We start from the raw sequence: 10,468 nt of genomic DNA, 5'->3' as shown, positions 1-10,468 counted from the left end.
TTGATGTCCAGTCCCGTACTCTACGCGCCAGAGGGAAATTCACCTGGCGCGTATTTTTGTTCGCGGCTTAGCTACGGCTGAGCACGCCGCGGCGATAGAGATTACGTTTAATGCGCGTTAAACCAGGTTTTGGCTTACGCGGTTCGTCCAGGCTTGCCAGGACAATCTCCAGCACACGCTCTGCGACATCGCGGTGACGTTGAGCCACTGCCAGCACCGGACACTGTAAGAAGTCGAGCAGTTCGTTATCGCCAAAGGTGGCAATTGCCAGGTCAGAAGGCAGTTTGCCGTCGCGACGCAGCGTGACATCCATCACTCCTTGCAACAACGCAAACGACGTTGTGAACAGCGCCTGCGGCATCGGATGCGTTTCCAGCCATTTTTCGAATAACTGGGCAGCCGCCTCCCGCTCATAGCTGTTGGCATACAGGAAATGCACTTCGCGCGGATCATCTTTCCAAGCAGTACGGAAACCTTGTTCACGCAGGAAGCTGACAGAAAGCTCCGGCAGCGCGCCAAGATAAAGCACCATCTCGGCGGGAAACTTACGTAACTCTTCCGCCAGCATTTCGGCATCATCCTGATCGGCACCAACCACGCTGGTGAAATGTTCACGATCGAGGGCGCGGTCCAGCGCGACAATCGGGAACGGGTCGTTAGCCCAGCGTTGATAAAAAGGATGCTCAGGTGGCAACGACGTCGAAACAATAATGGCATCAACCTGACGCTGTAAAAGGTGCTCAATGCAGCGCATTTCGTTGTCTGGCTGATCTTCTGAGCAGGCAATCAGCAGTTGATAACCCCGTTGCCGCGCCTGGCGTTCAAGATAGTTAGCGATGCGGGTATAGCTGGTGTTCTCCAGATCGGGGATCACAAGACCAATAGAACGTGTGCGTCCAGCACGAAGCCCAGCTGCCACGGCGTTCGGGTGGTAATTGTGCTCACGCACCACAGCCATGACTTTTTCAACGGTTTTGTCGCTCACACGGTATTGCTTCGCTTTGCCGTTAATAACATAGCTTGCAGTGGTCCGCGACACTCCCGCCAGCCGAGCGATTTCATCCAGTTTCACAATTGCCCCTTGCGTAAAATGTAAAAACCATAGCCATTGTACTGGTATGGGTTAAATTCATTAACATCTAAGCGCAGAAAATTAACTGCGGCAACTGCTTTTATTCCAGGTTCCCACTGATTTCGCAAAAAAAGCCCAACGTGACATGTTGGGCTGCAAATTGCGCACTGAGATCATTCTCAACGCATTATTTTATCGCCGCGCGAAAGTCCGACCACACCAGAGCGAGCAACTTCCACAATTTTCGCCACATCGCGAATCGATGCTAAAAATGCATCAAGCTTATCGCTGGTGCCTGCTAATTGAACGGTATAAAGCGAGGGGGTGACATCGATAATTTGCCCACGGAATATTTCCGTATTACGTTTCACTTCGTCACGCCCGTAACCGCTGGCCTGAATTTTCACCAGCATGATTTCCCGCTCAACATGCGCGCCCTGCCCCAACTCACTCACGCGCAAGACATCGACCAGCTTGTGTAATTGCTTTTCGATCTGCTCAAGTACTTTTTCATCGCCCACGGTCTGGATGGTCATACGCGATAATGTCGGATCGTCGGTTGGCGCAACGGTCAGGCTTTCAATGTTGTAGCCTCGCTGGGAAAAAAGGCCAATCACGCGGGATAACGCGCCTGATTCATTTTCGAGTAAGACTGATAATATCCGGCGCATAATCAGGTTCTCTCCGTTTTGCTTAACCACATTTCATCCATTCCGCCCCCGCGAATCTGCATCGGGTAGACGTGCTCACTGCCATCGACGGTAACATCAACAAACACCAGGCGATTATTGCGCACCTGTTCCAGCGCCTCGCTAAGTTTGCTTTCCAGCTCATGCGGATGAGAGATCTGGATCCCGACGTGACCATAGGCTTCCGCCAGACGGACGAAATCGGGTAGTGATTGCATATAAGATTGTGAATGACGGCCGGAATAGATCATGTCCTGCCACTGTTTCACCATCCCCAGATAGCGGTTATTGAGATTCACCACCAGTACGGGCAACTCGTATTGCAACGCGGTAGACAGTTCCTGGATGTTCATCTGAATACTGCCGTCGCCAGTGACGCAAACCACGGTTTCTTCTGGCAACGCCATTTTGACGCCCAGTGCCGCAGGTAAACCAAAACCCATCGTGCCGAGACCGCCGGAATTGATCCAGCGACGCGGTTTGTCGAATGGATAATAAAGCGCAGCAAACATCTGGTGCTGCCCGACATCGGACGTCACGTAAGCGTCCCCATTAGTCAACCGCCAAAGAGTCTCGATCACCGCCTGCGGTTTAATCTTTTCACTGTGAGTGTCATATTTCAGGCACTGAAGAGCGCGCCACTGTTCAATCTGCTGCCACCAGTCGCGGATCTCATCCAGCGGTTGATGGGCGGATTCTTGCGACAGGAGTTCAAGCATTTGTTCGAGGACCTGGCGAGCATCCCCCACAATCGGGATATCCGCAGTCACGGTTTTAGAAATGGAAGTAGGATCAATATCGATATGCAGAACAGTGGCATTTGGGCAGTACTTTGCCAGATTGTTCGTCGTTCGGTCATCAAATCGTACCCCGACGGCGAAAATCACATCCGCGTTATGCATCGTCATATTGGCTTCGTAGGTACCGTGCATTCCCAGCATGCCCAGTGCCTGACGATGCGTTGCCGGAAACGCCCCCAGCCCCATCAATGAGGAAACAACGGGCAGATTCAACGCCTCCACCGTTTCTTTCAACTGCTGATGGCAGCCCGCCATGATTGCCCCACCGCCTACGTAGACAACCGGTTTTTTTGCCGCTACCAGCGTTTGCAGAGCACGCTTAATTTGCCCTTTATGTCCGGTAGTAGTGGGATTGTAAGAACGCATACTGACCGACTCAGGGCAGACATAGGGTAATTTGTTCGCCGGATTAAGAATATCTTTCGGTAAATCAACGACCACTGGTCCTGGGCGACCACTTGCCGCCAGCCAGAAAGCCTTTTTCAGCACCTGCGGAATGTCTTCCGTTTGCTTAACCAGAAAACTGTGTTTAACCACCGGTCGCGAAATCCCCACCATGTCGCACTCCTGAAAAGCATCGTAACCTATCAACGAGGTCGCTACCTGCCCGGAAAGGACAACTAATGGAATGGAATCCATATAAGCGGTGGCGATGCCGGTAATCGCATTGGTCGCCCCTGGACCCGACGTTACCAGCACGACGCCGACTTCCCCGGTCGCACGCGCCAGGCCATCGGCCATATGCACCGCCGCCTGCTCATGACGAACTAATACATGATCAATACCACCCACGGTATGCAATGCATCGTAAATATCAAGGACTGCGCCTCCGGGATAACCGAATACTTGTTTAACGCCCTGATCGATAAGCGATCGGACGACCATCTCGGCTCCAGACAACATCTCCATGGCCTGCCTCACTGTTTGACGGAAAAAATGTGTAAAACACATTAACCGTCCGATCTTGCTTAAGCAATTGGCAGCCAGAGACATAAATGCAGGGTAATAAGAATAAACAGGAGGAAAGGTGAAAAGAAACGATAAAATCCTCCATTACGAAGGATTAAATTGATAATAAATCGGCTGAATCCCACAACTTACAGCAATTTCTCTATTTTTTTAATTAATCCTAAAATAGAGAGTCCACACATTCAGAATAAAATTCTACATTCAATAAAAAATGCAGAATAAACCAGACATTCATGTCTGGCCTATTCTGCATTCAGTTAGCGTTTGCAAATTGAGACTAATTGTTCTTCCATCCACTGATGGCCTTTATCGCACCCGGCAGCTTCATGCCAAGAGAGATAACAGGTTCTGCTGTTTTGTTTTAACGGCAGCGGTAATACCTGTAATTCTAAGGATTCAGCGAACTCTTCAGCCAGCCAACGCGGCGCAATAGCGACCAAATGCGTTTGCGACACCACGCTAAGTACGCTCATCATTGCCATGCCCTGATACGCGATACTGGCTTGCTTATCTACCGTGTCATACCAAGGTTGACTAAATGACGCGAAACGATCGAGCGAAACCGCCGCATGTTGTTCGTTATAAACATCATGTTTCAGTAACGGGCCTTTAATTGTTGGATGATTTTTGCTGGCTACCAGCACCATTTCATCTTTAAATAATGGCACGCTGGTAAATTCAGGACGATGGAAGTCTTCATAACTAATCACAAACTCCATTTCCTGATAACGCAGCTGATGTTCAGTGTTCTGATTTAATGAAGACTTGAACATAACATGTATATTTGGCGCAATCTGCTCAATGTGATTATAAATCTGCGAGGTCAGAATGCTGTCTAACGGGCTGCAAACACAAAGATGAAATACACGTTCACTGCTCGCGGGTTCAAAACCTGAACCAGGCAATTCATTTTGTACTAGTTGCAATGCCTGGCGAACTGAACCAAAAAGTTGAAATGCGCGAGCAGTCGGTTGAATACCACGGCCATAACGAACAAAAAGCTCGTCATTAAACATCACCTTCAGGCGTGCAACAGCGTTACTGACCGCAGGTTGCGACATACCCAGAACATGAGCGGCACGGGTAATGTTTTGCTCCTGCATCACGGCATCGAAAACGGTTAATAAGTTGAGATCGACCATGCGTAGCTGTGGCTTGCTTAACTCCGCCGTCTCTGAATGATCTGTTTGTACCTCTGGCATACTTAACTCCACTGTCACACTTAACTCCCTTTCCCTTATTGGAATGCAGAGAAATAATCCTGAAGAATATGATTTATCATGCATATAAAATAAGAAAAAGCAAAATGAGTAAAATTCGGAAAACATAAAGATACGGGTTCTGATAAAAACAGAATCCATTGCCGTGGAATGAGTCATTTACCACAGCATAATAATCCATAATGTTTTTGTTGCGAAAACAATCTAATCATAACTACCGCGAATACTCAATCATCTACAAAATGGATTAAATGTGCTTATTTAATAATTATTTTATATATTTAATGCATTAATTCTTAACATTAATTGATCAATAATATTCACCAAATCAATATCAAAAAAAATCGCAAAACATATAATTCAATACAAATCATTAGGATAGGTTTTGCAACGCGTGCATTTTGTCCCCTTTTTCCTCGTTGATTAGATGCAAAAATTTATGCTGAAATATGTCAACCGATGAAAAGCGTCGGTAGTTAAGCAGAAATTAATATCGCTTACTTTAACCACCGTAGCACAATTAGCTAATTTTACGGATGCAGAACTCACGCTGGCGGGACGTTTTTATTGCGTCAGGGTTGACATCCGTTTTTGTATCCAGTAACTCTAAAAGCATATCGCATTCATCTGGAGCTGATTTAATGACTCACATCGTTCGCTTTATCGGTCTACTACTACTAAACGCATCTTCTTTGCGCGGTAGACGAGTGAGCGGCATCCAGCATTAAGCCAGCACGCAGTCAAACAAAAAACCCGCGCCATTGCGCGGGTTTTTTTATGCCCGAAGCGAGGCGCTCTAAAAGAGACAAGGACCCAAACCATGAGCCAGCAAGTCATTATTTTCGATACCACATTGCGCGACGGTGAACAGGCGTTACAGGCAAGCTTGAGTGTGAAAGAAAAACTGCAAATTGCGCTGGCCCTTGAGCGTATGGGTGTTGACGTGATGGAAGTCGGTTTCCCCGTCTCTTCGCCGGGCGATTTTGAATCGGTGCAAACCATCGCCCGCCAGGTTAAAAACAGCCGCGTATGTGCGTTAGCTCGCTGCGTGGAAAAAGATATCGACGTGGCGGCCGAATCCCTGAAAGTCGCCGAAGCCTTCCGTATTCATACCTTTATTGCTACCTCCCCAATGCACATCGCCACCAAGCTGCGCAGCACCCTGGACGAGGTGATCGAACGCGCTATCTATATGGTGAAACGCGCCCGTAATTACACCGATGATGTTGAATTTTCTTGCGAAGATGCCGGGCGTACACCCATTGCCGATCTGGCGCGAGTGGTCGAAGCGGCGATTAATGCCGGTGCCACCACCATCAACATTCCGGACACCGTGGGCTACACCATGCCGTTTGAGTTCGCCGGAATCATCAGCGGCCTGTATGAACGCGTACCTAACATCGACAAAGCCATTATTTCCGTACATACCCACGACGATTTAGGCCTGGCGGTCGGCAACTCACTGGCGGCGGTACATGCCGGTGCACGCCAGGTGGAAGGTGCAATGAACGGGATCGGCGAGCGTGCCGGTAACTGTTCGCTGGAAGAAGTCATCATGGCGATTAAAGTTCGTAAGGATATTCTCAACGTCCACACCGCCATTAATCACCAGGAGATATGGCGCACCAGCCAGTTAGTTAGCCAGATTTGTAATATGCCGATCCCGGCAAACAAAGCCATTGTTGGCAGCGGCGCATTCGCTCACTCCTCCGGTATCCACCAGGATGGCGTGCTGAAAAACCGCGAAAACTACGAAATCATGACACCAGAATCTATTGGTCTGAACCAAATCCAGCTGAATCTGACCTCTCGTTCGGGGCGTGCGGCGGTGAAACATCGCATGGATGAGATGGGGTATAAAGAAAGTGAATATAATTTAGACAATTTGTACGATGCTTTCCTGAAGCTGGCGGACAAAAAAGGTCAGGTGTTTGATTACGATCTGGAGGCGCTGGCCTTCATCGGTAAGCAGCAAGAAGAGCCGGAGCATTTCCGTCTGGATTACTTCAGCGTGCAGTCTGGCTCTAACGATATCGCCACCGCCGCCGTCAAACTGGCCTGTGGCGAAGAAGTCAAAGCAGAAGCCGCCAACGGTAACGGTCCGGTCGATGCCGTCTATCAGGCAATTAACCGCATCACTGACTATAACGTCGAACTGGTGAAATACAGCCTGACCGCCAAAGGTCACGGTAAAGATGCGCTGGGTCAGGTGGATATTGTCGCCAACTACAACGGTCGCCGCTTCCACGGCGTCGGCCTGGCCACCGATATTGTCGAGTCCTCCGCCAAAGCCATGGTGCACGTACTGAACAATATCTGGCGTGCCGCAGAAGTCGAAAAAGAGTTGCAACGCAAAGCTCAACACAACGAAAACAACAAGGAAACCGTGTGATGTCGAAGAATTACCATATTGCCGTATTGCCGGGAGACGGTATTGGTCCGGAAGTGATGACCCAGGCGCTGAAAGTGCTGAATGCCGTGCGCAACCGCTTTGCGATGCGCATCACCACCAGCCATTACGATGTAGGCGGCGCAGCCATTGATAACCACGGGCAACCACTGCCGCCTGCGACGGTTGAAGGTTGTGAGCAAGCCGATGCCGTGCTGTTTGGCTCGGTAGGCGGCCCGAAGTGGGAACATTTACCACCAGACCAGCAACCAGAACGCGGCGCGCTGCTGCCGCTGCGTAAGCACTTCAAATTATTCAGCAACCTGCGCCCGGCAAAACTGTATCAGGGGCTGGAAGCATTCTGTCCGCTGCGTGCAGACATTGCCGCTAACGGCTTCGACATCCTGTGCGTGCGCGAACTGACCGGCGGCATCTATTTCGGTCAGCCAAAAGGCCGCGAAGGTAGCGGACAATATGAAAAAGCGTTTGATACCGAGGTGTATCACCGTTTTGAGATCGAGCGTATTGCCCGCATCGCGTTTGAATCTGCTCGTAAACGTCGCCACAAAGTCACCTCAATCGACAAAGCTAACGTGCTGCAATCCTCTATTTTATGGCGTGAAATCGTCAACGAGATCGCCACGGAATACCCGGATGTCGAACTGGCGCATATGTACATCGACAACGCCACCATGCAGCTGATTAAAGATCCATCACAGTTTGACGTTCTGCTGTGCTCCAACCTGTTTGGCGACATTCTGTCTGACGAGTGCGCAATGATCACTGGCTCGATGGGCATGTTGCCTTCCGCCAGCCTGAACGAGCAAGGTTTTGGACTGTATGAACCGGCGGGCGGCTCGGCACCAGATATCGCAGGCAAAAACATCGCCAACCCGATTGCACAAATCCTGTCGCTGGCACTGCTGCTGCGTTACAGCCTGGATGCCGATGATGCGGCTTCCGCCATTGAACGCGCCATTAACCGTGCATTAGAAGAAGGCATTCGCACCGGGGATTTAGCCCGTGGCGCTGCCGCCGTTAGTACCGATGAAATGGGCGATATCATTGCCCGCTATGTGGCAGAAGGGGTGTAATCATGGCTAAAACGTTATACGAAAAATTATTCGACGCTCACGTAGTGTACGAAGCCGAAAACGAAACCCCGCTGTTATATATCGACCGCCACCTGGTGCATGAAGTGACCTCACCGCAGGCGTTCGATGGTCTGCGCGCCCACGGTCGCCCGGTACGTCAGCCGGGCAAAACCTTCGCCACTATGGATCACAACGTCTCTACCCAGACCAAAGACATTAATGCCTGTGGTGAAATGGCGCGCATCCAGATGCAGGAGCTGATTAAAAACTGCAAAGAATTTGGCGTCGAGCTGTATGACCTGAATCACCCGTATCAGGGGATCGTCCACGTAATGGGGCCGGAACAGGGCGTCACCTTGCCGGGGATGACCATTGTCTGCGGCGACTCGCATACCGCCACCCACGGCGCGTTTGGCGCACTGGCCTTTGGTATCGGCACTTCCGAAGTTGAACACGTACTGGCAACACAAACCCTGAAACAGGGCCGTGCGAAGACCATGAAAATTGAAGTCCAGGGCAAAGCCGCGCCGGGCATTACCGCAAAAGATATCGTGCTGGCAATTATCGGTAAAACTGGCAGCGCAGGCGGCACCGGGCATGTGGTGGAGTTTTGCGGCGAAGCAATTCGTGATTTAAGCATGGAAGGTCGTATGACCCTGTGCAATATGGCGATCGAAATGGGCGCAAAAGCCGGTCTGGTTGCTCCTGACGAAACCACCTTTAACTATGTCAAAGGCCGTCTGCATGCGCCGAAAGGCAAAGATTTCGACGACGCCGTTGCCTACTGGAAAACCCTGCAAACCGACGAAGGCGCAACTTTCGATACCGTTGTCACTCTGCAAGCAGAAGAAATTTCACCGCAGGTCACCTGGGGCACCAATCCCGGCCAGGTGATTTCCGTGAACGACAATATTCCCGATCCGGCTTCGTTTGCCGATCCGGTTGAACGTGCGTCGGCAGAAAAAGCGCTGGCCTATATGGGGCTGAAACCGGGTATTCCGCTGACCGAAGTGGCTATCGACAAAGTGTTTATCGGTTCCTGTACCAACTCGCGCATTGAAGATTTACGCGCGGCAGCGGAGATCGCCAAAGGGCGAAAAGTCGCGCCAGGCGTGCAGGCACTGGTGGTTCCCGGCTCTGGCCCGGTAAAAGCCCAGGCGGAAGCGGAAGGTCTGGATAAAATATTTATTGAAGCCGGTTTTGAATGGCGCTTGCCTGGCTGCTCAATGTGTCTGGCGATGAACAACGACCGTCTGAATCCGGGCGAACGTTGTGCATCCACCAGCAACCGTAACTTTGAAGGCCGCCAGGGGCGCGGCGGGCGCACGCATCTGGTCAGCCCGGCAATGGCTGCCGCTGCTGCTGTGACCGGACATTTCGCCGACATTCGCAACATTAAATAAGGAGCACACCATGGCAGAGAAATTTATCAAACACACAGGCCTGGTGGTTCCGCTGGATGCCGCCAATGTCGATACCGATGCAATCATCCCGAAACAGTTTTTGCAGAAAGTGACCCGTACGGGTTTTGGCGCGCATCTGTTTAACGACTGGCGTTTTCTCGATGAAAAAGGCCAACAGCCAAACCCGGACTTCGTGCTGAACTTCCCGCAGTATCAGGGCGCTTCCATTTTGCTGGCACGAGAAAACTTCGGCTGTGGCTCCTCGCGTGAGCACGCGCCCTGGGCATTGACCGACTACGGTTTTAAAGTGGTGATTGCGCCGAGTTTTGCTGACATCTTCTACGGCAATAGCTTTAACAACCAGCTGCTGCCGGTGAAATTAAGCGATGCAGAAGTGGACGAACTGTTTGCGCTGGTGAAAGCCAATCCGGGGATCCATTTCGACGTGGATCTGGAAGCGCAAGAGGTGAAAGCGGGAGAGAAAACCTATCGCTTTACCATCGATGCCTTCCGCCGCCACTGCATGATGAATGGTCTGGACAGCATCGGCCTGACCCTGCAGCACGACGACGCGATTGCGTCTTATGAAGCAAAACAACCTGCGTTTATGAATTAGACCCCTTGCCCGGTCAAATGACCGGGCTTTCCGCTATCGTCCACGTCATCAAACGTCTTTAACCTTTGCGGTTAAAAATAATGCGACAACAGAAATAATCGCAATTACCCAGTAGACAGCAAAGTGCCCCCAACTTTGTGCAATTGCTCCCTGAATAACACCAGCCAGAATTACCCCGGTAGAGATAGTGTTGGTAAATAAGGTGGTAGCTGCCCC

Annotated in this window: 11 protein-coding genes and 1 pseudogene; 6 read left to right on the top strand and 6 right to left on the bottom strand. The window is 50.7% G+C overall.

The genetic code is table 11. The features are described from left to right. Positions 1-67: 67 nt before the first annotated feature. The 4 genes from cra to ilvI all read right to left on the bottom strand — a co-directional run bounded on the left by cra (position 68) and on the right by ilvI (position 3,470). A complete protein-coding gene (gene cra, locus ACUU1I_RS17095) occupies positions 68-1,072 on the bottom strand; it encodes a catabolite repressor/activator (RefSeq protein ID WP_000762393.1) in 1,005 nt (334 codons plus the stop codon). An 81-nt stretch (positions 1,073-1,153) separates the two neighbouring features. After that, complete coding sequence (locus tag ACUU1I_RS17090) at positions 1,154-1,240, bottom strand: fruR/shl operon leader peptide (protein ID WP_001303787.1); 87 nt, start codon at positions 1,238-1,240, stop codon at positions 1,154-1,156. Positions 1,241-1,251: 11 nt separating this feature from the next. Further along, positions 1,252-1,743: an acetolactate synthase small subunit gene (ilvN, locus tag ACUU1I_RS17085; protein ID WP_001252744.1), complete on the bottom strand. Its 492-nt coding sequence runs from the start codon at positions 1,741-1,743 to the stop codon at positions 1,252-1,254. Between the two features lie 2 nt (positions 1,744-1,745). Continuing rightward, the gene (ilvI, locus tag ACUU1I_RS17080; protein WP_000425635.1) at positions 1,746-3,470 is read right to left on the bottom strand and encodes an acetolactate synthase 3 large subunit; all 1,725 of its coding nucleotides are present in this window, start codon (positions 3,468-3,470) and stop codon (positions 1,746-1,748) included. A gap of 118 nt (positions 3,471-3,588) precedes the next feature. Here ilvI and ACUU1I_RS17075 point away from each other — a divergent pair, with 118 nt between their 5' ends. Further along, entirely contained in the window at positions 3,589-3,633 is a 45-nt protein-coding gene (locus ACUU1I_RS17075) for a hypothetical protein (protein ID WP_128566915.1), read from the top strand. A gap of 154 nt (positions 3,634-3,787) precedes the next feature. Here ACUU1I_RS17075 and leuO read toward each other — a convergent pair whose 3' ends face one another. Continuing rightward, positions 3,788-4,732: a transcriptional regulator LeuO gene (gene leuO, locus ACUU1I_RS17070; protein WP_005065980.1), complete on the bottom strand. Its 945-nt coding sequence runs from the start codon at positions 4,730-4,732 to the stop codon at positions 3,788-3,790. A gap of 659 nt (positions 4,733-5,391) precedes the next feature. Here leuO and leuL point away from each other — a divergent pair. The 5 genes from leuL (at position 5,392) to leuD (ending at position 10,252) form a co-directional block, all read left to right on the top strand. Next, positions 5,392-5,478 (top strand): leu operon leader peptide, encoded by an 87-nt coding sequence (gene leuL, locus ACUU1I_RS17065; protein ID WP_001300467.1) that lies wholly within the window; start codon positions 5,392-5,394, stop codon positions 5,476-5,478. A gap of 92 nt (positions 5,479-5,570) precedes the next feature. Next, positions 5,571-7,142, top strand: a complete 1,572-nt coding sequence (leuA, locus tag ACUU1I_RS17060; RefSeq protein WP_000082846.1) for a 2-isopropylmalate synthase — start codon at positions 5,571-5,573, stop codon at positions 7,140-7,142. Next, positions 7,142-8,233 carry a 3-isopropylmalate dehydrogenase gene (leuB, locus tag ACUU1I_RS17055; protein WP_000042383.1) on the top strand — a complete coding sequence of 364 codons (1,092 nt, stop codon included), beginning with the start codon at positions 7,142-7,144 and terminating at the stop codon, positions 8,231-8,233. Before leuA ends, leuB begins: the two co-directional genes overlap by 1 nt. A gap of 2 nt (positions 8,234-8,235) precedes the next feature. Further along, positions 8,236-9,636, top strand: a complete 1,401-nt coding sequence (gene leuC / locus ACUU1I_RS17050; RefSeq protein WP_001140652.1) for a 3-isopropylmalate dehydratase large subunit — start codon at positions 8,236-8,238, stop codon at positions 9,634-9,636. Between the two features lie 10 nt (positions 9,637-9,646). Next, positions 9,647-10,252: a 3-isopropylmalate dehydratase small subunit gene (gene leuD / locus ACUU1I_RS17045; protein WP_000818230.1), complete on the top strand. Its 606-nt coding sequence runs from the start codon at positions 9,647-9,649 to the stop codon at positions 10,250-10,252. 48 nt (positions 10,253-10,300) lie between these two features. On the opposite strand, the pseudogene ACUU1I_RS17040 reads toward leuD, so the two are convergent. Further along, positions 10,301-10,468: pseudogene (locus ACUU1I_RS17040) on the bottom strand (MFS transporter); the annotation flags it as partial.

Source organism: Shigella sp. SIG3 (assembly GCF_053555855.1).
This window is presented reverse-complemented; position numbering and strand designations above follow the sequence as displayed.

Coding starts and splice junctions, on each gene's coding strand:
- ilvN (WP_001252744.1), bottom strand. CDS start 1,743: ATGCGCCGGATATTATCAGTCTTACTCGAAAATGAATCAGGCGCGTTA.
- ilvI (WP_000425635.1), bottom strand. CDS start 3,470: ATGGAGATGTTGTCTGGAGCCGAGATGGTCGTCCGATCGCTTATCGAT.
- leuO (WP_005065980.1), bottom strand. CDS start 4,732: ATGCCAGAGGTACAAACAGATCATTCAGAGACGGCGGAGTTAAGCAAG.
- leuL (WP_001300467.1), top strand. CDS start 5,392: ATGACTCACATCGTTCGCTTTATCGGTCTACTACTACTAAACGCATCT.
- leuA (WP_000082846.1), top strand. CDS start 5,571: ATGAGCCAGCAAGTCATTATTTTCGATACCACATTGCGCGACGGTGAA.
- leuB (WP_000042383.1), top strand. CDS start 7,142: ATGTCGAAGAATTACCATATTGCCGTATTGCCGGGAGACGGTATTGGT.
- leuC (WP_001140652.1), top strand. CDS start 8,236: ATGGCTAAAACGTTATACGAAAAATTATTCGACGCTCACGTAGTGTAC.
- leuD (WP_000818230.1), top strand. CDS start 9,647: ATGGCAGAGAAATTTATCAAACACACAGGCCTGGTGGTTCCGCTGGAT.